Here is a 19320-nt window from a genome sequence, read left to right as displayed (position 1 = left end):
ACAAAATGAACACAGTAGATAAAATCGTAAATGACATCTCGCAGAAGCTCGCAAACGCAATCGTAGAGGCCTCAAACTACAAGGTATTATACGAGGAAGCAAACGAGGAATACAAGCGCGTAAACGAGCTATTGAGCAAGTTTAACGACGTTTTGGACAGCGACGAAGCACTCAAAAGCCTCTTTGATGAGGCTTCTCAAAAATTAGAAGAAGGTAAATAAATTTATGGAATTCAAAATCATTAACAAATACTTGCAAGAAGAAGGCCGTACTTTCGTTTCAATCCGTTGTGCGAACCCTTATACAGCGTTTGAACGCGTCCTAATTGGGGATCGTACCAACGAATCAGATGACGCGCTGATCCAAGCAGTACTCGGGCAAGTAACAACCGAGCTAAACCCAGCCGAGGGCGTGAAGAAGTTACAAGAGGACTTGCATACACAGGCCCAAGATTATGAAGCTAAACTTGCGAAGAAAGACGAAGAGATTCAAAAAGTAAAAGACGTGGCAGAATGGAGCGTACTCGCTCGTGTGACCGACGTAGACAATCCACTTGATCCCACAGTATTCAAACGTGGCCTTGAATTGGTTAACCTTGGCAAGAGTGGTACAACTTATCCGGCGCAAGCGATCTTCACTATTGAAGATCCAAACCATATCGAGAAATTCCAAGAAGGTAAGCGCGTGATGGTCCAAGTGAACCAGCCTTTTACTTACCAAGGTGAAACACTTGAGCAATTGGAATCATTGCACCAAAACGGCAAACTCGGGATCTGGAAATGGACAGAGCCAAAACAAGAAGATCCAAAACCAACGGGAGAGCTTGAAACCCAGCCTGTCCAGTAAGCTAGTAGCATAATAGGGGGTGATGAAATTGGACCTATTGGCATTAGTTGACAAGTTGACTCCCGTCTTGGTCGTCGTCATTCCGAGTTACTTTTCCTTTAAAAGCACGAAAAGCACAAAAGAAGCTGACAAACGTCTTGAGGGGCTATCGAGTAAAATCGATTCCCTCGAGAAGTCAGTCTCAAACGTGGAAGAAATCGGAAAAGATAACAATCGGAATTTAACGATTATCGGGAAAGGCTTACAACGGCTTCAACGTTTTCGATTGCAGGAGAACTTAAAAAACGCGTTAAAACGCGGACACACAAACCAGCACGAAATTGAGGAGCTATCTAAACTATATGAAAGTTACGTCGAGCTAGGCGGTAACGGTGCTATAAAAGTGCTCTTTGAGCGCTTTTTAAATTTAGAAATTAAAGAGGAGAAATAACATGAATCAAATTACAAGCATTATCACGTCGTCAGCTATGAGCATTTTAGTTGTATTAACTGGTATCGTGGTTCAAGCGATCAAGAAATACTTGCTCATGCGCGGAGGCAAGAAAGCGATCGAGATCGTTGAGATCTTGGCTAAAAACGCGGTCAACGCTACAGAGCAGGTCGCTGATAAATTGGATATTCACGGCAAGGATAAACTCGAGCACGCTAAAATTAGCTTGATCGAGGGTCTTGAATCTCAAAATATCCACTTGACGAATCAAGAACTCAATACCTTTATCGAGGCAGCAGTTAAACGCGCCAACGAAGAGTGGAAGAAATAGAGAGGTCGAACATGAGTGTACAACAATCTATTGTAAATGGCTTCATTAGTCGTCGTGGGCTGATTACCTATTCCATGCTAGGAAGTCGTAACGGCGCAGACGGCACGGGTGACTGTTCCGGCATCACGTCACAAGTTTTAAAGGAAGCTGGTATTCCAATTCAAGGCTTGCCGTCAACTGTCACACTTGGGCAACAACTTGCAAATAATGGCTTCTATCGCGTCAGCATTAACCAAGACTGGGACGCTCAACCGGCCGATATTATCTTGATGAGCTGGGGTGCTGATATGTCAAGCTCAGGCGGTGCTGGTGGCCACGTCGGAGCGATGATCGACGATACATACTTCATCTCTTGCGACTACTCAACGCAAGGGGCAGTCGGACAAGCTATCAATACTTATCCTTGGAACGACTACTACGGCTGGAATAAACCAACTTATATTGAAGTTTGGCGATATGCTGATACAGCACCTCAAACCGACAACCGAGCAAACACAGCCGTACAGCCAAAAGATAAAGCCTTTTACCAAGCGAACGAGGTTAAGTATATTCACGGTATCTGGCAAATCAAATGCGACTATCTCGCGCCTGTTGGGTTCGATTGGCTCGAAAACGGGATCCCCGTGTCCATGGTAAACTGGGTCGATAAAGACGGAAACAACTTGCCAGACGGAGCAGATCAAGACTTTAAATCTGGAATGTTCTTCTCATTCGAGCTCGATGAAGTCAATATCGCTGACACTGGCAAAGGTGGCTATTATGGTGGTTATTACTGGCGCTTGTTTGAGTTTGGACAATTTGGCCCTATCTGGCTGTCATGCTGGGACAAGGACGATCTAGTAAACTATTATGAGTAAAGAGGGGTGATTGAATGAATCGCTCAAACTGTACAAATTTAAAGCAGTTTGAGGGCGGTCGAGTTGTCAAACAAGGCGACTCGGCTTCCCTTTTTGGTTTTGCATTATACGATGAGAGATGGACTCCGATCGATCTTGAAGGACAGGAAGCTACAGTTCACTTTACCAGCAAAAAGGGCAAAGCGTCCTTTTCGACAACCGTCCAAGGCTCAAAGGTATTGTTTAAGATTCCCAAAGTACTTCCGGTCGAGAGCTATCTGGTCGAAGTGGTATGCGGTGGGTATGTATTCCCAAGTGACCAGAGCGTCAGAGTTGACGTGGTCCAGTCAGCGGAAGAGTATACCAGCGAGCAAGTCTTGGATCTTGTAAAAAACAACGTCAAGGAAGAAATCGACAAGTATATCTCAGCGCACCCGAACGGGCCACAGTCGGAAGAACTCCCTGACCTTACCGTACTATACAATCTAGCTAAAATTTAATAAGAGGAATAAAAAATGAGTTTAAATACTGAAAAAATGACGAAATTCGCGCAAGCTGTCGGTAGCGACATCAAGGAAATTAAAACCACGCTAGCGAATAAAGCAGAAAAGAGCGAGATCGGCCAAGGTGGCATCACACAACAACAACTAGACACAGCGATTCAAGGCGTGAAAACTGCTATTTTAGGCGAAGGTGTACCAGAGGATTTAGACACGTTAAAAGAAATCGCTGAAAAGATCCAAGCGGGCGGAAGCTTAGACAGTGCGATTGTGTCTAAAATGACAGAGTTTGGCCAAAAATTTACTGACCTCGAAAATACTGACTTTGTACAGATTTACAACAGTGCCAAGAACACCCTCTAATGAGGTGACGCATGGATAAATTAAAACAAGCGATCGAACAGATCGGCCGTGATATTGGGAATTTACAGGCTAATAAGTTGACAATTACTAGTGCATACACTATTTTTCCAACATATTCAAACTTGCAAGATAAGATGACCGCAAACATCAAGGAGAAGCACCTTGAATTGGGTCTGGATGCTCTCATCGATGATAAGCTAAAAAACGGTGGCGACCCGTTTATCACACGCTCCAAGTTACCAACAATTGACACAAGTCAGCTTGCTTCGAAAAACGATTTGGAAGAATTGAAACGTTCAGTCGGTTCTGGCAACGGTGGCAGTACAGAACTTAAAGGCCAAGGCTTCCCGTATGAGCTAAACGCTGAAATCGGTACGACCTACATCGACACCACAGCCAAGAATGGCGCTTTCAAATGGATCAAGAAACGTGCTGGTGCTGGCCGTGATAATTGGGTTATCTTGGCCGGCGACACGGGCAAAGTGCGGGCCAAGAATGTTTCTTCCGTGCTTGGAGCGTCTTACATGGAATTTCGACGTATTAACTCTACTGTGGAAATTAATTTTGGTGGGCTGTCTTGGGGCTGGTTTGGTATCAAACGCAGAGGATCGGCTGGATATGTCCCGCAAGGGTCTGACCGTGAGCGAAACGTGGTTATCTTAAATGTTCAAGGCATACCAGTAGGTTTTCGTCCGTTAGGATCTAAAATCGGTATGATTACCAATGACAAGGGTCAGCGGTTAGGCACTTGGTATTTAGGCGGGCCGGGTGATGGCAATCAATTCCGTTTGCAATTTGACGACCCTGTACCCACAGATCGTGACATCGGAGATATTCGCTTTTCGAGCGTAGTCTATGTCACGGAAGATCCGTGGCCAGAGACTCTATAATAAGACACACACCCTCCCATTTCGGGAGGGCTTTTTTTGTGAGCTGAAACTAGTTACAAATTAAAAAAATCTTTAATTATTTTTGTAGAAGTACTTGACGTACAGCAAGTATAGTGATATAATTCAATCAAGATAAAGAAAGGGAGATCAAGAAGATCTCAGGTAAAAGAAAATGACAAAAGTAAACGCAAGCATTAAAAAAGTAGCAAACAAAATTGCTTGTCAAGTTGGCTGGGACGGCATGGAAGCGATCGTGTATAAAGACGGTAGCGTAGAAGCAAGAAAAATTGGTAGCTTTGGCAACGATGAAGAAGAAATCATTTACGTCATTTCACTTGAAAAAAGCTATTGGCGCGACGGCTTAGAAAATGCAGAATTTGAATTTCCACTTGATATTGATAATAGCTCGAACTGGTGCGACGCCGACGTTAACGATTTTGCCGAATACCTAATCGAAACTGAATTAAGTTACGCTACAGATCGCCACAACGGCGAATATCTTGAATGGAACTAAGATTAAAATAAAGAAAAGAGGAAAACAAAATGAAAAACATTATAATGAAAGTAGATCACATAAGCGAAACGTTCGAGATCCTGTCTGCAGAACAAGCACTTGACGAGATCGTATTCAATGGTCTTGAATTAGAACCTATTATTTTTAGTACAATCTTTGACGGGTTTGTAAAATATGAAACCAATGAGGGAGATATTGTTTACGAAGTCTTTCGCGGTAACTACGCTTATCAATTCGAGGAGGTCGAAAAAAGAATAAAAACCCTTGAAGAATGCGGATACTTAGACATGGCAGAATAAAAACTTTTATTTTTTTAGCTATATTGCTTGCTTTACAGCAAGCAATATAGTATACTGTAACCAAGATAAAGAAAGAGGCAAATAAGATGGCATACGGAAAAAGTAAATATAACGCGTACAGAAAACGCAGTTTTAATCGTAGCGACAAACAACGCAGAGAGTACGCTCAAGCAATGGACGAACTAGAACAAGCATTTGACGAACTAGACGGCTGGTATTTATCAAGTATGAAAGACAGCGCATATAAAGATTTTGGCAAGTATGAAATCCGGTTATCTAACCATTCTGCAGATAATCAATACCACGATTTAGACAACGGTCACTTGATTGTTAACGTGAAAGCGAGTAAACTTAATTTTGTAGATATCATAAACAATCATTTAGACAAAATAATTGAAAAAGTTGATAGTCTTGATCTTGATAAATACAGATTTATCAACGCTACAAGTCTAGACTATGAAATGAAATGTTACTACAAAGGTTTTAAAACTAAAAAAGATGTTATTTAAGGAGATTTAAAATGATTATTAACACAGAGAGGGTCAAAATGGTCTTGATGAATAAGGCTATTTCTGGCTATGCGCTTTGGCAAGCTACCGGAGTACCACAGTCTGGGATTTCTCGACTACGGTCCGGAAAAAAACGGTTCGAAGATTTGACCGTAGAGACCCTTGAAAAGATTCAAAGATGGATAGACGCTGGAAATTATACATTCAGCTATGACTATAGCGAATTACTGGACGAGCTGACCTCGGACATCGAGGAGGGTTTGACGGGGGAATATCTCTATGTCGTCCGTGGTGACTATAATGAGATTATGGAAAAACGCATGATTATTGATTATTATTATAGTCCAGACGAAATAGAAGAGGGCGATCTCGCCGAGAAAATGCTGACCGCTGATGTCGTGGAAGAAATGCAAAAGGATAGCAGTATATTTTAAAACGTGCTATAATATATACGATAATCGAATACCTTCACTTACTTAAAACCACTAACGGCAATTAGTGGTTTTTTCTGTTATAACGGCAATTTTTAGGATTGTCTATTTAAACGAAAAATAACAAATTTACTTTCCTTATTTGAAATGTTGGTGGTCTTATTGATCATCAGTGTGCTTTTATTGCTCTTTGTGCCGAATTTGACCAAGCAAAAAGACTCCGTGAAGGAGACAGGAAATGCAGCGGTTGTGAAGGTGGTCGAAAGCCAGGCTGAATTGTACGAGCTCAATCATACCAATGACCAAGCTACTCTAGCAAAGCTGATTGCTGATGGAAATATTACCAACAAACAAGCAGAGTCCTACCGTGCCTATTATGCGAAAAATAGTGGAGAAACTCGTGCGGTTGCAGATTAAGGCCTTCACCTTGGTGGAGACTCTTCTGACCTTGATGATCGTCAGTTTTATCTATCTGGGCTTATCGGGATCGATCAAGACGAGCTTTCAGCAGGTGGAAGAAAAAGTATTTTTTGCAGAGTTTGAACACCTCTATCAAGAAAGCCAGAAAATAGCGCTGGCAAGGCAAACGGAATTGGATGTTGAAGTGACTGCAAGGAAGATTCAAACGCCTTACCAGACGGTGGAGATTCCTGATTCTGTCATTTTGCAAGATCCTAAAACTATTCGTTTAGACCGAGCAGGTGGCAATTCATCCCTGGCCAATGTTCACTTTCAGACACAGAGAGGAGTGGTGACCTATCAACTGTCGCTTGGAAATGGGAAAATTAAAAAAAGCATCCGTTCCCGCTAGTATTCTCATAGAATCTTTGGTAGCCTTGGGTTTATTTGCCATGATTACGACCTTATTGTTAGGGGAGATCCGGCGTTCGCGCAAGGAGCGACTAGCGGATTTCAAAGAGGTAGAGGTCTTATCTGTCGCTCAAATGGCGCTTCAGACAGGGCAAAATCATCTAGAGGCCAATGGTATTCAGGTTCAAGTCGAAAAAGATGCCGATCAACTCACGGTCTATCATCAAGGAAAGGTGGTGCTGCATGTGGAATAAAGGAAAGGTCAAGGCCTTTACCCTGCTCGAAGCCTTGGTCGCTCTCTTGGTGCTCAGTGGGGGTGTGTTGGTCTTTCAAGGCTTGACCAAGCTCCTGCATGCTGAATTGGACTACCAGGCGCATCAAAAGCAGGAAGAATGGATACTTTTTCAGCAACAATTGCAGGTGGAATTGGATCGGAGCCATTTTGAAAAAGTAGCGGACAATCATATCTACTTGGTTCAGGATCAAAAACCAATTGCCATTGGTCAATCTAAAGGAGATGATATCCGAAAAACAGATGATAAGGGCAGGGGCTATCAGCCTATGATTTCAGGGGTTCGCTCTAGCCAAATTTGGCAGGAGGGAGAGTTGATTCATCTGCGGTTGAATTTCGAAGAAGGTCTAGAAAGGGAGTATGTCTACCATGTGGTACCAGCGATACAAAATGAAAAAAGTTAAGGCTGGTGTCTTGCTTTACGCTCTCTTGATGGCAGCGATTTTTAGTCTCTTGCTTCAGTTTTACCTGCATCGTCAGGTTGCGGAAAGACGGATCTTAAAGACGAGTCAAGATCGTCTACGGGCCTATGCTTTGGTGCAATTGGCTCTTGAAAAGAGAAAGAGTGATGAGAAGACATCAGAGATTCATTTAAAGTCTGGAGTTGTTCAGCTACAGCAGGACACTGGTTTTCTTCATGCTCAGGCTAAGATGAATGGCGAAAGCTATGAGTTTGTCCTTCCTGTAAGGGAAGAAAAGGAAAACAAGAAGAGTCAAAAAGAAAAGAAGAAGACACAGAAAGATAAGGAGAAGGCAGAGACCGAAACGCCTTCTGAAGAGACGCCAAACGAGACCAAGGAACCATCAGAAAATAGCGAAAAAGACTAATTTTTGGTATGATAGGGTGCGGAGGAAATCATGAATTTCGAAAAAATTGAACAAGCCTATACCTATCTATTAGAAAACACTCAAAGTATTCAAAATGAATTGTCGACCAACTTTTATGACGCCTTGATTGAACAAAATGCCATGTATTTGGGTGGCAAGACAGATCTAGACATTGTTAAAAACAATAGCAAAAAATTAAAAGAACTAGGTTTGAGTAAGGAAGAATGGCGCAGAGCCTACCAATTCCTTTTTATGAAAGCTGCTCAGACAGAGCCTTTACAAGCGAATCACCAGTTCACACCAGATGCGATTGGTTTTATCATTACATTTTTGATCGATCAGTTGGCTAAAAGCGACCAACTGGATGTCTTAGAAGTGGGAAGTGGAACCGGAAATCTCGCTGAGACTATTGTCAACAATAGCCGTCTCACGATTGATTACTTAGGATTGGAAGTAGATGATCTCTTGATTGATCTATCTGCTAGTATCGCAGATGTGATGGAGTCTAGCGTTGTCTTTGCACAAGGCGACGCGGTGCGTCCGCAAGTGTTAAAAGAAAGTGACTTGATCGTTAGCGACTTACCGATTGGTTATTATCCAGATGATGCGATTGCACAGCGCTATCAGGTGGCGAGCTCCGAAGGCCATACCTATGCTCATCACCTTATGATGGAACAGGCTCTGAAATACCTGAAACCTCAAGGAGTAGCCATCTTTTTAGCTCCAAACAACCTCTTGACGAGCTCTCAGAGTGATCTGTTGAAAGCTTGGCTAACAGACAAGGCTCAACTCCTTGCCATGCTGACCTTGCCAGAATCTCTTTTTTCAAATCCAGCCTATGCTAAGACGATTTTCGTCCTACGAAAACAAGAAGAAGAGTCTGTTCAGCCCTTTGTCTATCCGTTTACCGATCTCCAGGATCAAGACCAGGTGGTTCACTTTATGGAAAGTTTCCAAAACTGGTTAAAGGATAGTGAAATTTGATCAAAGATCTGATATAATAGAGGAAGTGAAAACGCTTAATGAGGTGAATATATGTCGAAAACAATTTCTATTAATGCAGGAAGCTCTAGTTTGAAATGGCAATTGTACCAAATGCCAGAGGAAACTGTTCTTGCAAAAGGGTTGATTGAACGGATCGGTTTGAAGGATTCTATTTCAACCGTTAAATTTGATGGACGCTCTGAAAAACAAGTATTAGATATCCAGGACCATACACAAGCTGTAAAAATTTTGTTGGATGATTTGATTCGCTTTGATATTATCAAATCCTACGATGAGATTACAGGTGTGGGCCACCGCGTCGTTGCTGGTGGAGAATACTTCAAGGATTCTGCCTTGGTAGATGACGAAGTCCTTCGAAAAGTAGAAGAATTGTCTTTGTTAGCACCTCTTCATAATCCTGCAAATGCAGCTGGAATTCGTGCCTTTAGAGAGATTTGTCCAAATATTACCAGTGTTGTGGTATTTGATACTTCTTTCCATACAACCATGCCGGAAAAAGCTTATCGTTACCCTCTTCCAACTAAATATTACACAGAAAATAAGGTCCGTAAGTACGGCGCTCATGGAACCAGTCATCAGTATGTAGCTGGTGAAGCTGCTAAACTTCTTGGAAAACCATTAGAAGAATTGAAATTGATCACCTGCCACGTTGGAAATGGTGTATCTGTTACAGCGGTTGACAAGGGAATCTCTGTCGATACCTCAATGGGCTTCACACCTCTAGGTGGTGTCATGATGGGAACCCGTACAGGGGATCTCGATCCAGCGATTATTCCTTACTTGATGGAACATACAGAGGATTTCAATAAGCCTGAAGATATTAGCCGTATCCTTAATCGTGAATCAGGTCTTCTGGGTGTTTCTGGATCTTCTAGTGACATGCGGGATATTCATACAGCGATGCACAATGGAGACGAAAAAGCCAAATTGGCTTACGATATCTTTATCGATCGTTTGCAAAAATACATCGGTCAATACTTGGCTGTCTTGAATGGTGCAGATGCCATCATCTTTACAGCAGGAATCGGTGAAAATGCAGTAAACGTTCGTTCTTCTATTATCAATGGAATCAGCTGGTTTGGCTGCAAGGTCGACCCTGAAAAGAACGTCTTTGGAGTTGTCGGAGATATTTCCACAGATGATTCTCGTGTGAAGGTATTGGTGATTCCAACTGATGAAGAGTTGGTGATTGCGCGTGACGTTGAACGTTTCAAAAATCAGTAAACTGAAATAATGTGAGAAGGCTAGAGGCGAAAGCCCCAGTCTTCTTATTTTATACAAGAAAGAGGTTGTCCATTGAAAAATATACAGTCTTTTGTTCGAAAGCACCCATTATGTAAGAATGCCCTCTGGCTCCTTCTTTTTGTGCCCTTATTCTTTCTCTCACAATTTCCCCTCATCACCATGGTTTATTCCCTTCAAGAAGGAGTAGATGCAAGGTGGATCACTATCCTCACTCTCTTGGTAACAGTGACGGTGCTATTTATTTTTTATATAGTCATAAAGAAGAGCCCTCTGGAAAACTTAGATGTTCGGGTCATAACCTGGCCGGCTCTGGGGAGAAATTTTCTTTTTCTTCTCTTGTTGATGGCTAATAATCTGCTCGCCTATCCCTTGTTGAAACAAGAGGCAGGTGGTACAACAGCAAACCAAGCGGCTCTGAATGAGCTGCAATCTCATGCTCCTTTTCTTGCTATGGGCATGGTCGTGATCCTTGTCGCTCCGATTCTAGAAGAGCTGCTTTGTCGGGCCATCATCCCTCGTTTGATCTTTCGAGGAGCAGAACCGATCGGTTACTTAGCCGGTGCTCTCTTTTTTACTTATTTGCATGGACCGAGCGCCTTGGGGGAATGGGTAGCCTACGGAGGTATGTCTTTGATCTTAACTTGGGTGGCTTATCGCTACCAGCGGATCGAGTACAGTATTTGCCTCCATATGACCTTGAATGCGCTAGCTTATTATTATCCTGCTGTATTCCTCCTTTGTTTATTGCCGGTATCGAGAGTTTTCTTCCATGATAAATTATGATAAAATGGTAGGTACCAATGAGTTTTGATGCAGAACCATCCTACAGAAGGTCAGATAAAATCAGAAATCCGTATGGAGAGTAGACTCAGGGGTTTAGAACACTTGTTCTAGCCTCTTTTGTTCGCAAGCATGCTGTAGGAAGGGAATCGAAGGAGAACGAAAATGATTGATAATAAATGGCTGAGTGGCCAAGGGACCCTTCTTTGTGGGATCTTAAATGTCACTCCGGATTCATTTTCTGATGGCGGTAAGTATACGAGTGTGGATGCAGCCTTGCAGCAGGCGAGAAAACTGATCCAAGAAGGAGCTCAGATCCTCGATATCGGGGGAGAATCAACCAGACCAGGTAGTCATTATGTAGAGATCCAAGAAGAGATTGACCGCGTGGTTCCAGTAATTAAAGCCATTCGGAAAGAAAGTGATGTCTTGATCTCGGTGGATACCTGGAAGTCCCAGGTGGCGGCGGCGGCGCTCGAAGCTGGGGCTGATATTGTCAACGATATTACTGGTTTTCTTGGAGATCCTAAGATGGCTGCTGTCGTCGCGGAGCATGAAGCGAGCGCAGTTCTCATGTTTAATCCAGTGATGGCAAGACCGCATCATCCAAGTTCCACTATCTTTCCAAGTTTTGGTTTCGAACCAGTCTTTTCAGAGCAAGAGCTTCAACAGATGGCTCAAGAACCGATTCAAGACTTGATGTGGACCTTCTTTGACCGCTCGCTTGCGGTAGCGAAAGCAGCCGGTGTCCAGATGGATCGTATTATGTTGGATCCTGGGATCGGATTTGGGTTGACCAAGCGAGAGAACTTACTCTTATTACAAGAACTTGGGACGATTCACCAAAAGGGGTATCCGATCTTTCTAGGGGTCTCCCGCAAACGCTTTGTGGTCAACATTATTGAGGAAGCTGGATTTGAGACAGATCCTGCAACGGAGACTGGTTTTTGGAATCGGGACCTGGCTTCGAGCCATTTGACGAGTATTGCAGCCAGTCAAGGAGTCGAAATGGTGCGGGTGCATGATATTCCCCTTCACAAGATGGCAGCAAGTCTAGGCCAAGCCATTTTCCAAGCCCAAGAGGCAGCAGATACCAATTTAAAACAATACAAGTAAATGAAGACAAAAGAACATCAGTTGGATCTTTGTTGGCTAGAAGCCTATCGTTCTCAAGATCCACATTTCGGCTTGGAGCGCATGGAAGCTCTCTTGGCTTTGAGAGGAAATCCTCACCTAGACTGTCGGGTCATTCATGTTGCGGGGACCAATGGCAAAGGCTCTACCATTGCCACCTTGTCCCAACTCTTGAGGCAGGCAGGTTTACGAGTTGGAGTCTTTACCTCTCCTTATCTGATCCATTACAATGACCAAATCACCATTAATGGCGAAGCCATTTCGGATCAAGACCTGCAAACCTACCTGGATAGTTACCAGCAACTCCTGGAAGCTGAACAATCAAGGGCTGTTTTTCAAGGGTTGACGGAATTTGAAGTGATGACGGCCATCGCCTATGATTATTTTGCTCACGAGGAGCTGGATTATGTGATCATGGAAGTCGGTATGGGGGGACGACTAGATAGTACCAATGTCTGTCAGCCTGTTCTGACTGCGATCACTTCGATTGGCTTGGATCATGTTGCCCTTCTTGGGCCAGATCTGGCTTCCATTGCCCGTGAAAAGGCAGGCATCATTAAGCCAGGAATTCCTCTGGTTCTAGGGAAATTAGAAGCAGAAGCCAGCCAAGTCATTGAAGGCATTGCGATTCAGAAGCAGGCACCGATAACAGCCTATGACAGAGATTACCAAGTTGAGCTAGAAGCCTCTTGTCTATTGGGCCAATCCTTTTCTTATCACAGTTCCAAAAGAGAAAAATCCTCTTATCAAGTAGCGCTCTTAGGTCATCACCAGGCCAGAAATGCAGCTCTTGCGATCAGTATCTGTGATGTACTTTTTGAAAGAGTAGGGCGTGAACTCTTGTCAAGAGAGTTAGTGGATGAGGCCTTGCATCAAGTCGTCTGGCCTGGCCGGATGGAAGTGGTCTCGCAAAATCCCATGATCTTGCTAGATGGGGCCCATAACCCCCACGCCGTTGCGCCTTTAATCGCAAGTCTTCGGGAACTGTTCCCAAGTCAAAAAAAGACCATTCTTTTTACCTGCATCCGGACCAAAGCCTTAGAAGAGATGCTCATTCAGTGGCAGGAACTAGAAAATAGTCGCTTGATCCTAACGACCTTTGAAGATCCAAGAGCCTATTCTCAAGAAGAGATAAGAGCTGCTGCGAAAAACCATCAGCTTGAGGAAGTCAACTGGCAAGAGTTTCTACAAAACTGGCAAGCTGAAGGCAATGAGCTCCTCATTGTAACGGGGTCGCTCTACTTCCTTAGCCAGGTACGACCTTATTTATTAAAAACAGAAAAATCCAACTAGGAGATGATATGGATACAAAGAAAATTGAAGAAGCAGTGAAAATGATCATCGAGGCAGTCGGTGAAGATGAGAAACGTGAGGGACTTCAGGAAACACCGACCCGCATTGCCAAGATGTACCAAGAAATCTTTGCAGGACTAGGGCAGACAGCAGAAGAGCATCTGTCTAAATCATTTGAAATCATTGATAACAATATGGTGGTTGAGAAGGATATCTTCTTCCATTCCATGTGTGAGCATCACTTTTTACCATTTTATGGAAAAGTGCACATTGCCTACATTCCAAATGGCCGTGTGGCTGGGCTTTCAAAACTGGCTCGTACGGTCGAAGTATACGCTAAAAAACCACAGATTCAGGAACGTTTGACGGTAGAAATCGCAGATGCCTTGATGGAATATCTTGGAGCACAAGGAGCACTTGTCTGGGTAGAAGCAGAGCATATGTGTATGAACATGCGTGGTGTCCGTAAACCTGGAACCGCTACAGTGACAACTGCTGCGCGTGGACTGCTTGCGACAGATAAAGACTTAAAAAATGAAGCCTATAAACTCATGGGCCACTAATGGCTGGCTATAAGAGGTGAACAGAGTGGATCAATTACGGATCAAGGACTTAGAGGTATACGCCTATCACGGTGTTTTTCCAGCAGAAAAAGAATTAGGACAACGCTTTGTCCTAGACCTATGGGTAGATTATGAGATGACCCGTGCTGCTCGCACAGGTGATTTGGAAGCTTCGATCCATTATGGGATCTTGGCGGAACAGTTGACCGAGTGGATGCAGGCAGAAAAAATCGATCTGATTGAAACGGTGGCCTTTCAGTTGGTGCAAAAGATTTTTGAAAGCTATGCCTTTGTAGAAAAAGTTCGTCTGGAGTTGAAAAAGCCCTGGGCTCCTGTTCCCTTGCCATTAGAGACTTGTTCGGTGACAATCGAACGGGAGAAAAAACGGGCCTTTATTGGGCTTGGCACCAATATGGGAGATAAACAACTGCAACTAGAGACGGCGCTAGAAAAAATCAAGGATCGAGGCATTCGTCTTCTTCAGACATCCACAAGGATTGAAACAGAACCTTGGGGAGGGGTGGAGCAGGACACCTTTTTGAATCAGGTGGCAGAGGTTGAAACCTGGATGACCCCAGAGGATTTACTAGAGACCTTACTTGCCATTGAGCAGGAAATGGGGCGTGTCCGTGAGATCAAGTGGGGGCCACGTGTGATCGATCTAGATCTGCTCTATATGGAGGACACCATTTGTTACAGTCCAAACTTGATCTTGCCGCATCCTTATGTGGCAGAACGTGCCTTTGTCCTAGAGTCTTTGAATGAAATTGCTCCTCATTTTGTGGACCCTGTTCAAAGAAAGCCCATTCGCCAATTATGGGAGGCTGTCAAATAGTCTCTCTTCTTTGCATCATAATAAAAAACAATCCCTGTTCGAGGGATTGTTGAGAGCGTAGAGAAACGAATCTTTAATAAAATTTAATCAATTCTTTAAAAATTATACTCGTTATAGTTATTCAATCATATTCTGAAACTTTCCGCCGTGAGAAAAGTGCCTGAAACGACTCAGTTTCAGGCACTCGGAATTATTGAGACCTTAGGCTCAATAATTAGTCATGGAACTTCATAGAAGTTCGCTGACGTCCGTACTCACCTAAGGAAAGTTTTTTAAGAAGACTTTGTCTTCAATCTGAACAATTCCTAGAGCAGGGATTGTTTTTGTTTGTCTGAGTTTATTTACGATATAAGCGATCGTATTGGTAGACAGGATCCATGGTGACGTTGATACCGAGCTTGCGAAGGACGTTCTTGTCTTCGTCTGTCAGCATCACAGTTGAATGGGCTTCACTGCCTTTCAACTTGCCTAATTCTTGCATAGCAAGCTTAGCATCTTCGTTGCTCATAGCTGTAATGGCTAGGGCAATGAGGATCTCGTTCGAGTGAAGACGAGGGTTACGGCTACCCAAATGATTGATTTTCAAGCCTTGGATCGGTTGGACGTATTCTGGCTCGATTAATTTGGTTTCTTTATCAATATACGCCAATTTCTTGATCGCATTGATCAAGAGGGCTGCGGTTGGGCCAAAGAGATCGGAGGTTTTTCCGGTTACCATCTCGCCGTTTGGCAATTCAAGGGCCAAGGCTGGCTCCCCTGTTTCTTCTTCTTTCTGACGAGCAAGAACAGTCACTTTCCGGTCATTTGGAGTAATGCCCAAATCATTCATCAAGAGCTCAATCTTCTTGACAGCTCCTTCACCGACGCGTTCAGCTTTGACATCCAAGATGGTTTGGTAATAGCGACGGATGATTTCTTGTTGGGAAGCTTCAATCGCAGCGTCATTGTCCACAATGGCAAAGCCAACCATGTTGACGCCCATATCTGTTGGAGAAGCGTAAGGAGAGGTTCCTAAAATGCGTTCCAACATGCGCTTCAAGACAGGGAAGATTTCGATATCGCGGTTGTAATTGACTGTTGTTTCCCCGTAGGTTTGGAGGTGGAAGGGATCGATCATATTGACATCGTCTAGATCTGCAGTCGCTGCTTCATAAGCCAAGTTGACTGGGTGGTGCAATGGAAGATTCCATACTGGGAAGGTTTCAAACTTAGCATAACCGGATTTGATCCCATTTAATTGGTCATGGTACATATTGGACATACAAGTTGCCAGCTTACCAGAACCAGGGCCAGGAGCTGTCACAACTACCAAATTGCGACTAGTTTTGATGTAGTCGTTTTTCCCCATCCCTTCAGGAGAGATGATGTGGTCCATATCAGTCGGATAGCCCTTGATCGGATAGTGGAGATAAGAGGCGATCCCGCTCTTATCCAGTTGTTTGCGAAAGGCGTCTGCTGCAGCTTGTCCAGCATATTGGGTGATGACGACAGAGCCTACAAAGATCCCTAATTCATTGAATTTGTCGATCAATCGCAGTACTTCTTGGTCATAAGAAATTCCTAGATCTCCACGGGCTTTTGAGTGCTCAATGTTGTTGGCGTTGATGGCAATGACAATTTCCACCTGGTCGCGCAATTCTTGGAGCAACTTGATCTTATTGTCTGGTTCGTATCCAGGGAGGACACGAGCAGCGTGGAAGTCTTCTAACATCTTACCACCAAATTCAAGGTAGAGCTTGCCATCGAATTGGTTGATCCTCTCAATAATGTGGTCACGTTGCAAGTTCAAATACTTTTCAGAACTAAAAGCTTGTTTTTTCATGTAAAACTCCTGTATATAAGGGAAGGGTCTGCCACACGAATCCAAGGATGAGTGTTCAGTTTCCTACCATTTCATTCTTTCATATTATATCAGAAAACAGATGGAAGATAAAATATTCTAAGATACTTTCCTAAGGGAGTGTGGATGCCGAGGGGCTCAATGGTGACTCACGCTGGAAAAGTTTCAAAGAGAAGTTTGTTTTCCCCCTAAAAAAGCCCCTTACGGGGCTTCAGATCGATGTTGTTTAATAGTGTTTGATCAAATCAACTGTAGAGCGATCCAATTTCTTAACCAATGCTTGTAAGAAGGCTTGCGCTTGCAAGAAATCATCCATGGCATAGAGGGTTTGGTGAGAGTGGATGTAACGTGCACAGACACCAATAGTGGTTGATGGGACTCCACCATTCTTCAAGTGCGCTGCACCTGCATCGGTACCACCTTTGGCACAATAGTATTGGAATTTGATGCCCGCTTCTTCAGCAGTAGTGAGCAAGAAATCTTTCATATTTGGTAGCATGATGTGACCTGGATCATAGAAGCGAAGCAGTGTTCCTTCCCCAATCGCGCCTTGGTCTCCAAAGACATCGGCTGCTGGCGAACAGTCTACAGCAAGGAAGATTTCAGGATCAAATTTAGTGGTTGAAGTGTGGGCTCCACGAAGTCCCACTTCTTCTTGAACGTTGGCTCCTACATAGAGTTCGTTGTTTAAGGCTTGTCCAGAAAGACTCTTGGCCAATTCGCTGACCATCAAGACGCCGTAGCGGTTATCCCATGCTTTGGAGATGACGTTTTTACCATTAGCAGTGAGAATCGCAGAGCTATCTGGGACCAAGGTATCTCCAGGACGGACCCCATAGCTTTCAGCTTCGGCTTTAGAGCTAAAGCCTGCATCAAAGACGATGTCGCTAATGGCAGGTACGGTTGGTCCACCTGTTCCACGTGTCAAATGAGGAGGAACAGATCCTGAAATCGCAGGGTATTCACGTCCGTCACGTGTAAAGAGTTTGAAGCGTTGGCTGCTAACGACCATCGGATTCCAACCTCCGATTGGGACAACACGGAAAGTTCCGTCAGCTTTGATTTCGCTGATCATAAAACCAACTTCGTCCATGTGGGCAGCTACTAAGATACGAGGAGCATCGGCTGCTGTTGAGTGTTTCACCCCAAAGATCCCACCGAGACCATCTGTCACGATTTCGTCCACATGAGGGGTCAATTGTTGGCGCAAATAATCCCGTACAGGAGCTTCATGACCTGAGATAGCAGGGATTTCAGTTACTTCTTTGATTTTAGAAAATAAATCAGTCATAGGTTACCTTCTTTCTGATGCTATTTTATCACTTTTTATACAAGGATGGTAGCGTTATTATGGAAATCAGTCCCAAAAAGCAGAGGGAGAGATCCAGCTTAGACCGTTGTCCCTCTGCTTATTTTGTGTTACAATAGGCACTATGAAAGCTAAAAAAATTATTTTGTCTAGTCTGGCTCTAGCAAGTGCAGGAGCTCTTGCGGCCGGTGTTTATAAAATTGCCAAAGATCAAAAGCGTCTTCGTACCCAAGAAGAATTGGTAGCAGAAGTACGGGAGCAAATGGAAGCCATGGGGACGATTGCGACTCTGTATGTGGAACTCTACGAGTCTAGTGAAGAGCGCTTAGTAGGTGGTGTCATTTTTGAAGATGAGCGCCATTACCGCTTTGTCTACGAGGACGGTCTCTTGCATTACGAAGAGGAAAAACTATGATTATACCGAGTTCTATAGAAGAAATTGCTTCATATGTAGAGCAAGATGGCAAGAAAGTGTTTGTCTTTTCAGCAGATTGGTGTGGGGATTGTCGTTACCTCAAGCCTTTTTTGCCGGAGATTGAGACTGAAAATCCTGAATTTACCTTTATCTTGATTGACCGAGATGCCTATATGGATCTGGCGAAAGTCTGGGATGTTTATGGGATCCCTAGTTTGGTTGTTCTGGAAAAGGATAAGGAAATCGGTCGGTTTGTCAATCGAGATCGGAAAACTAAAGCCCAGATTACAGCATTCTTAGCAGGATTAAAATAGGAGAAAATCATGATTGTAACATACAACAAAGAACAAGTCGGCGATGTCTTGATGCTGACCTTGAAAAATAGTGGAGATGCAAAGCTCGCGGTGGAGAGAAAAGGGAAAGTGGCACGCGTTTACCGTGAGGACAAGCAAGAAACCGTTGCCTGGAATATCTTTGATGCCTCATCTTTCTTCGCCATCGAAGGCAAGGGACAAGTCTTTTTGACAGATGAGCAAGTGGATCGTTTGAACCAAGAATTGGAAAAAGAAGGCTTCGCAGAACGTTTGGTCAATGATCGGGAACCAAAATTTGTGGTGGGAGAAATCCTTGAAATGGTAGCCCATCCAGATAGTGACCACTTGAATATCTGCCAAGTAGCAGTTGGACCAGATAAGACGGTTCAGATCGTAGCAGGAGCTCCAAATGCGCGAGTGGGTCTCAAGACCATTGTCGCTCTTCCAGGTGCCATGATGCCGGATGGTAGCTTGATTTTCCCAGGGGCCCTTCGTGGAGAAAAAAGTTATGGCATGATGTGCAGTCCGCGTGAATTGCACTTGCCAAATGCTCCTCAAAAACGAGGCATTATTGAATTGGATGATGCAGAAGTAGCAGGGACACCTTTTGATCCTGCTCGTCACTGGCATGAATAAAGAGAAGAATCTAGGATGTTTTGGATCCTAGATTTTTTTGATTTTGGTTTGTCACCTCCATTTTTTAAAATT

The 19320-nt window shown here is 43.7% G+C and carries 29 protein-coding genes; 27 read left to right on the top strand and 2 right to left on the bottom strand.

Annotation, left to right across the window (positions count from 1 at the left end; all coding sequences use genetic code 11):
• Window positions 1–5: 5 nt before the first annotated feature.
• The 24 genes from ABVF55_RS10285 (at window position 6) to folK (ending at window position 14734) form a co-directional block, all read left to right on the top strand.
• Window positions 6–221, top strand: coding sequence for a hypothetical protein (locus tag ABVF55_RS10285; protein WP_445285321.1), 216 nt, complete (start codon window positions 6–8; stop codon window positions 219–221).
• A 4-nt stretch (window positions 222–225) separates the two neighbouring features.
• Complete coding sequence (locus ABVF55_RS10280; protein ID WP_445285320.1) at window positions 226–846, top strand: hypothetical protein; 621 nt, start codon at window positions 226–228, stop codon at window positions 844–846.
• Between the two features lie 22 nt (window positions 847–868).
• Complete coding sequence (locus tag ABVF55_RS10275) at window positions 869–1276, top strand: hypothetical protein (RefSeq protein ID WP_445285319.1); 408 nt, start codon at window positions 869–871, stop codon at window positions 1274–1276.
• Between the two features lies 1 nt (window position 1277).
• Window positions 1278–1607, top strand: a complete 330-nt coding sequence (locus tag ABVF55_RS10270) for a phage holin (protein ID WP_445285318.1) — start codon at window positions 1278–1280, stop codon at window positions 1605–1607.
• Window positions 1608–1618: 11 nt separating this feature from the next.
• Window positions 1619–2464, top strand: coding sequence for a lytic exoenzyme target recognition domain-containing protein (locus ABVF55_RS10265; protein ID WP_445285317.1), 846 nt, complete (start codon window positions 1619–1621; stop codon window positions 2462–2464).
• 14 nt (window positions 2465–2478) lie between these two features.
• The gene (locus ABVF55_RS10260) at window positions 2479–2943 is read left to right on the top strand and encodes a hypothetical protein (protein ID WP_445285316.1); all 465 of its coding nucleotides are present in this window, start codon (window positions 2479–2481) and stop codon (window positions 2941–2943) included.
• A gap of 15 nt (window positions 2944–2958) precedes the next feature.
• The gene (locus ABVF55_RS10255; protein WP_445285315.1) at window positions 2959–3306 is read left to right on the top strand and encodes a hypothetical protein; all 348 of its coding nucleotides are present in this window, start codon (window positions 2959–2961) and stop codon (window positions 3304–3306) included.
• A gap of 11 nt (window positions 3307–3317) precedes the next feature.
• Window positions 3318–4196: a hypothetical protein gene (locus ABVF55_RS10250; protein ID WP_445285314.1), complete on the top strand. Its 879-nt coding sequence runs from the start codon at window positions 3318–3320 to the stop codon at window positions 4194–4196.
• A gap of 172 nt (window positions 4197–4368) precedes the next feature.
• Window positions 4369–4710 carry a hypothetical protein gene (locus ABVF55_RS10245; protein ID WP_445285313.1) on the top strand — a complete coding sequence of 114 codons (342 nt, stop codon included), beginning with the start codon at window positions 4369–4371 and terminating at the stop codon, window positions 4708–4710.
• A 29-nt stretch (window positions 4711–4739) separates the two neighbouring features.
• Window positions 4740–5009 (top strand): hypothetical protein, encoded by a 270-nt coding sequence (locus ABVF55_RS10240; protein ID WP_445285312.1) that lies wholly within the window; start codon window positions 4740–4742, stop codon window positions 5007–5009.
• Window positions 5010–5095: 86 nt separating this feature from the next.
• Window positions 5096–5518, top strand: a complete 423-nt coding sequence (gene acrIIA5, locus ABVF55_RS10235) for an anti-CRISPR protein AcrIIA5 (RefSeq protein ID WP_445285311.1) — start codon at window positions 5096–5098, stop codon at window positions 5516–5518.
• 11 nt (window positions 5519–5529) lie between these two features.
• Complete coding sequence (locus tag ABVF55_RS10230; protein ID WP_445285310.1) at window positions 5530–5952, top strand: helix-turn-helix domain-containing protein; 423 nt, start codon at window positions 5530–5532, stop codon at window positions 5950–5952.
• 144 nt (window positions 5953–6096) lie between these two features.
• The gene (comGC, locus tag ABVF55_RS10225) at window positions 6097–6366 is read left to right on the top strand and encodes a competence type IV pilus major pilin ComGC (RefSeq protein WP_049475017.1); all 270 of its coding nucleotides are present in this window, start codon (window positions 6097–6099) and stop codon (window positions 6364–6366) included.
• Entirely contained in the window at window positions 6356–6760 is a 405-nt protein-coding gene (comGD, locus tag ABVF55_RS10220; protein WP_003004513.1) for a competence type IV pilus minor pilin ComGD, read from the top strand. Before comGC ends, comGD begins: the two co-directional genes overlap by 11 nt.
• Window positions 6726–7013 (top strand): competence type IV pilus minor pilin ComGE, encoded by a 288-nt coding sequence (gene comGE, locus ABVF55_RS10215; RefSeq protein ID WP_003004353.1) that lies wholly within the window; start codon window positions 6726–6728, stop codon window positions 7011–7013. The genes comGD and comGE overlap by 35 nt, the downstream gene beginning before the upstream one ends.
• Window positions 7003–7455: a competence type IV pilus minor pilin ComGF gene (gene comGF / locus ABVF55_RS10210; protein WP_445285309.1), complete on the top strand. Its 453-nt coding sequence runs from the start codon at window positions 7003–7005 to the stop codon at window positions 7453–7455. The genes comGE and comGF overlap by 11 nt, the downstream gene beginning before the upstream one ends.
• On the top strand, window positions 7412–7879 hold the full coding sequence (gene comGG, locus ABVF55_RS10205) for a competence type IV pilus minor pilin ComGG (protein ID WP_445285308.1): 468 nt from the start codon (window positions 7412–7414) through the stop codon (window positions 7877–7879). Before comGF ends, comGG begins: the two co-directional genes overlap by 44 nt.
• Window positions 7880–7909: 30 nt before the next feature.
• Window positions 7910–8863, top strand: a complete 954-nt coding sequence (locus tag ABVF55_RS10200) for a class I SAM-dependent methyltransferase (protein WP_445285307.1) — start codon at window positions 7910–7912, stop codon at window positions 8861–8863.
• Window positions 8864–8914: 51 nt separating this feature from the next.
• Entirely contained in the window at window positions 8915–10108 is a 1194-nt protein-coding gene (locus ABVF55_RS10195) for an acetate kinase (RefSeq protein ID WP_023919646.1), read from the top strand.
• Window positions 10109–10471: 363 nt separating this feature from the next.
• Window positions 10472–10912: a CPBP family intramembrane glutamic endopeptidase gene (locus ABVF55_RS10190; RefSeq protein WP_261674178.1), complete on the top strand. Its 441-nt coding sequence runs from the start codon at window positions 10472–10474 to the stop codon at window positions 10910–10912.
• A gap of 162 nt (window positions 10913–11074) precedes the next feature.
• Entirely contained in the window at window positions 11075–12025 is a 951-nt protein-coding gene (gene folP, locus ABVF55_RS10185) for a dihydropteroate synthase (protein ID WP_445285306.1), read from the top strand.
• On the top strand, window positions 12026–13336 hold the full coding sequence (locus tag ABVF55_RS10180; RefSeq protein ID WP_445285305.1) for a bifunctional folylpolyglutamate synthase/dihydrofolate synthase: 1311 nt from the start codon (window positions 12026–12028) through the stop codon (window positions 13334–13336).
• An 8-nt stretch (window positions 13337–13344) separates the two neighbouring features.
• Window positions 13345–13899, top strand: a complete 555-nt coding sequence (folE, locus tag ABVF55_RS10175; protein WP_070674660.1) for a GTP cyclohydrolase I FolE — start codon at window positions 13345–13347, stop codon at window positions 13897–13899.
• A 25-nt stretch (window positions 13900–13924) separates the two neighbouring features.
• Window positions 13925–14734 carry a 2-amino-4-hydroxy-6-hydroxymethyldihydropteridine diphosphokinase gene (gene folK, locus ABVF55_RS10170; RefSeq protein WP_070674663.1) on the top strand — a complete coding sequence of 270 codons (810 nt, stop codon included), beginning with the start codon at window positions 13925–13927 and terminating at the stop codon, window positions 14732–14734.
• 337 nt (window positions 14735–15071) lie between these two features.
• On the opposite strand, the gene ABVF55_RS10165 is transcribed toward folK, so the two are convergent.
• Both ABVF55_RS10165 and pepA read right to left on the bottom strand, forming a co-directional pair.
• The gene (locus ABVF55_RS10165; protein WP_445285304.1) at window positions 15072–16556 is read right to left on the bottom strand and encodes a DUF1846 domain-containing protein; all 1485 of its coding nucleotides are present in this window, start codon (window positions 16554–16556) and stop codon (window positions 15072–15074) included.
• A 244-nt stretch (window positions 16557–16800) separates the two neighbouring features.
• A complete protein-coding gene (gene pepA / locus ABVF55_RS10160; protein WP_014712788.1) occupies window positions 16801–17865 on the bottom strand; it encodes a glutamyl aminopeptidase in 1065 nt (354 codons plus the stop codon).
• A gap of 142 nt (window positions 17866–18007) precedes the next feature.
• Here pepA and ABVF55_RS10155 point away from each other — a divergent pair, with 142 nt between their 5' ends.
• The 3 genes from ABVF55_RS10155 to ytpR are packed head-to-tail and all read left to right on the top strand — an operon-like array spanning window position 18008 to window position 19248.
• On the top strand, window positions 18008–18298 hold the full coding sequence (locus ABVF55_RS10155; protein ID WP_045759005.1) for a DUF4651 domain-containing protein: 291 nt from the start codon (window positions 18008–18010) through the stop codon (window positions 18296–18298).
• Complete coding sequence (locus ABVF55_RS10150; RefSeq protein ID WP_070661098.1) at window positions 18295–18612, top strand: thioredoxin family protein; 318 nt, start codon at window positions 18295–18297, stop codon at window positions 18610–18612. Before ABVF55_RS10155 ends, ABVF55_RS10150 begins: the two co-directional genes overlap by 4 nt.
• 9 nt (window positions 18613–18621) lie before the next feature.
• Window positions 18622–19248, top strand: a complete 627-nt coding sequence (gene ytpR, locus ABVF55_RS10145; protein WP_003013664.1) for a YtpR family tRNA-binding protein — start codon at window positions 18622–18624, stop codon at window positions 19246–19248.
• Window positions 19249–19320: the final 72 nt, after the last annotated feature.

The organism is Streptococcus sp. KHUD_012, from assembly GCF_052588255.1.
The sequence above is the reverse complement of the archived record's forward strand: the minus strand, read 5'-3'. Positions and strand labels throughout refer to the sequence as shown.

Excerpts from the sequence above, each read along its gene's own strand:
- ABVF55_RS10285 (WP_445285321.1), top strand. The coding sequence starts at position 6 with ATGAACACAGTAGATAAAATCGTAAATGACATCTCGCAGAAGCTCGCA.
- ABVF55_RS10280 (WP_445285320.1), top strand. The coding sequence starts at position 226 with ATGGAATTCAAAATCATTAACAAATACTTGCAAGAAGAAGGCCGTACT.
- ABVF55_RS10275 (WP_445285319.1), top strand. The coding sequence starts at position 869 with ATGAAATTGGACCTATTGGCATTAGTTGACAAGTTGACTCCCGTCTTG.
- ABVF55_RS10270 (WP_445285318.1), top strand. The coding sequence starts at position 1,278 with ATGAATCAAATTACAAGCATTATCACGTCGTCAGCTATGAGCATTTTA.
- ABVF55_RS10265 (WP_445285317.1), top strand. The coding sequence starts at position 1,619 with ATGAGTGTACAACAATCTATTGTAAATGGCTTCATTAGTCGTCGTGGG.
- ABVF55_RS10260 (WP_445285316.1), top strand. The coding sequence starts at position 2,479 with ATGAATCGCTCAAACTGTACAAATTTAAAGCAGTTTGAGGGCGGTCGA.
- ABVF55_RS10255 (WP_445285315.1), top strand. The coding sequence starts at position 2,959 with ATGAGTTTAAATACTGAAAAAATGACGAAATTCGCGCAAGCTGTCGGT.
- ABVF55_RS10250 (WP_445285314.1), top strand. The coding sequence starts at position 3,318 with ATGGATAAATTAAAACAAGCGATCGAACAGATCGGCCGTGATATTGGG.
- ABVF55_RS10245 (WP_445285313.1), top strand. The coding sequence starts at position 4,369 with ATGACAAAAGTAAACGCAAGCATTAAAAAAGTAGCAAACAAAATTGCT.
- ABVF55_RS10240 (WP_445285312.1), top strand. The coding sequence starts at position 4,740 with ATGAAAAACATTATAATGAAAGTAGATCACATAAGCGAAACGTTCGAG.
- acrIIA5 (WP_445285311.1), top strand. The coding sequence starts at position 5,096 with ATGGCATACGGAAAAAGTAAATATAACGCGTACAGAAAACGCAGTTTT.
- ABVF55_RS10230 (WP_445285310.1), top strand. The coding sequence starts at position 5,530 with ATGATTATTAACACAGAGAGGGTCAAAATGGTCTTGATGAATAAGGCT.
- comGC (WP_049475017.1), top strand. The coding sequence starts at position 6,097 with ATGTTGGTGGTCTTATTGATCATCAGTGTGCTTTTATTGCTCTTTGTG.
- comGE (WP_003004353.1), top strand. The coding sequence starts at position 6,726 with ATGGGAAAATTAAAAAAAGCATCCGTTCCCGCTAGTATTCTCATAGAA.
- comGF (WP_445285309.1), top strand. The coding sequence starts at position 7,003 with ATGTGGAATAAAGGAAAGGTCAAGGCCTTTACCCTGCTCGAAGCCTTG.
- comGG (WP_445285308.1), top strand. The coding sequence starts at position 7,412 with ATGTCTACCATGTGGTACCAGCGATACAAAATGAAAAAAGTTAAGGCT.
- ABVF55_RS10200 (WP_445285307.1), top strand. The coding sequence starts at position 7,910 with ATGAATTTCGAAAAAATTGAACAAGCCTATACCTATCTATTAGAAAAC.
- ABVF55_RS10195 (WP_023919646.1), top strand. The coding sequence starts at position 8,915 with ATGTCGAAAACAATTTCTATTAATGCAGGAAGCTCTAGTTTGAAATGG.
- ABVF55_RS10190 (WP_261674178.1), top strand. The coding sequence starts at position 10,472 with ATGGCTAATAATCTGCTCGCCTATCCCTTGTTGAAACAAGAGGCAGGT.
- folP (WP_445285306.1), top strand. The coding sequence starts at position 11,075 with ATGATTGATAATAAATGGCTGAGTGGCCAAGGGACCCTTCTTTGTGGG.
- ABVF55_RS10180 (WP_445285305.1), top strand. The coding sequence starts at position 12,026 with ATGAAGACAAAAGAACATCAGTTGGATCTTTGTTGGCTAGAAGCCTAT.
- folE (WP_070674660.1), top strand. The coding sequence starts at position 13,345 with ATGGATACAAAGAAAATTGAAGAAGCAGTGAAAATGATCATCGAGGCA.
- ABVF55_RS10165 (WP_445285304.1), bottom strand. The coding sequence starts at position 16,556 with ATGAAAAAACAAGCTTTTAGTTCTGAAAAGTATTTGAACTTGCAACGT.
- pepA (WP_014712788.1), bottom strand. The coding sequence starts at position 17,865 with ATGACTGATTTATTTTCTAAAATCAAAGAAGTAACTGAAATCCCTGCT.
- ABVF55_RS10155 (WP_045759005.1), top strand. The coding sequence starts at position 18,008 with ATGAAAGCTAAAAAAATTATTTTGTCTAGTCTGGCTCTAGCAAGTGCA.
- ABVF55_RS10150 (WP_070661098.1), top strand. The coding sequence starts at position 18,295 with ATGATTATACCGAGTTCTATAGAAGAAATTGCTTCATATGTAGAGCAA.
- ytpR (WP_003013664.1), top strand. The coding sequence starts at position 18,622 with ATGATTGTAACATACAACAAAGAACAAGTCGGCGATGTCTTGATGCTG.